At 36.0% G+C, this 1043-nt stretch carries 1 protein-coding gene; it reads left to right on the top strand.

From position 1 onward, the window contains the following. The coding region (locus HXW94_RS18780) for a hypothetical protein (protein WP_178368414.1) at window positions 1-1043 on the top strand (1043 nt) is incomplete at both ends.

Raw genomic sequence — 1043 nt, 5'->3', positions numbered from 1 at the left:
CAATTAACAGCTTGAAATCAGTACTCTCCATTATTTTTAATAAAGCCCCTTCAAAAATCAATTCGGTTGATGAAAAAAAAGTTTTGTCATATATTTTATCTTTAAGGTTGGAAGGTAAATGCAGTATTGAAAGCATTTCAAACTTAATGAAAAGATTTGGATTAGCTAATAATTCAACAGGTTTTATAAGCCAATACCTTAAACATGTCGGATCTTTGCTCCCTGGTACCTTAATAAATAAGGAAGAAAATATACGATTGATGGTTTTTGCCAGTGATGAAATATTCTCAAAAAACACCCCGGTTTTAGTGACAGTGGACCCTGTTAGTTCTGCAATATTGAAAATGGAATTATCGGATACTCGAAAGGCTAAAGACTGGGTAGAGCATTGGAATTGCATTGAAAACAATGGCCACATAGCCGTTTACCTGGTCAGTGATGAAGGAAGCGGTTTGACATCAGGTCATTCACAAGGCTTATCGGATGTTTCCTGGCAACCAGATACGTTTCATACTATTGCTCACAGACTCGGGCTTTGGGTAGATCGGTTTGAGAGGAGTGCATACCAGGCAATAGAAAAAGAATACAATTGTCAGAAAAAAATCAATTCTGCAAGAAGTGCTGAGGTTGTTTCCAAAAGGACAGCAGCATATGATGCTGCCACTCAAGTAACTCATAAAAAAATAGAATTATATGAGCAGTTCAAATATGTCTACACAGGGATCATTAAGGAGTTGCATGTATTTGATTTGAATGGAAATCTTCGGCAACGCAAGGACGCAGAAGATACGATTCAGATATATTTAGATCTCATTGATACATTGAACCATAAAACACTGTCAGAAACGATTAATAAAATACGCAAAGTCGTTCCTAAGTTATTGACTTATTTTGATAACGCTTCGACAATAGTAACAAATTTAGAAAATACCGGCCTTGATAAAGACGCTCTTAAAACTCTTTGTGCAGGCTGGCAATGGCATAAAAGATATATTAAATCAAAAAAAACTGGAAGTCGAAATTATTGCCAGGAGCATGAAAGC

The sequence above is a fragment of the Desulfobacter latus genome, assembly GCF_013389365.1.
Classification (GTDB): domain Bacteria; phylum Desulfobacterota; class Desulfobacteria; order Desulfobacterales; family Desulfobacteraceae; genus Desulfobacter; species Desulfobacter latus.
This window is presented reverse-complemented; position numbering and strand designations above follow the sequence as displayed.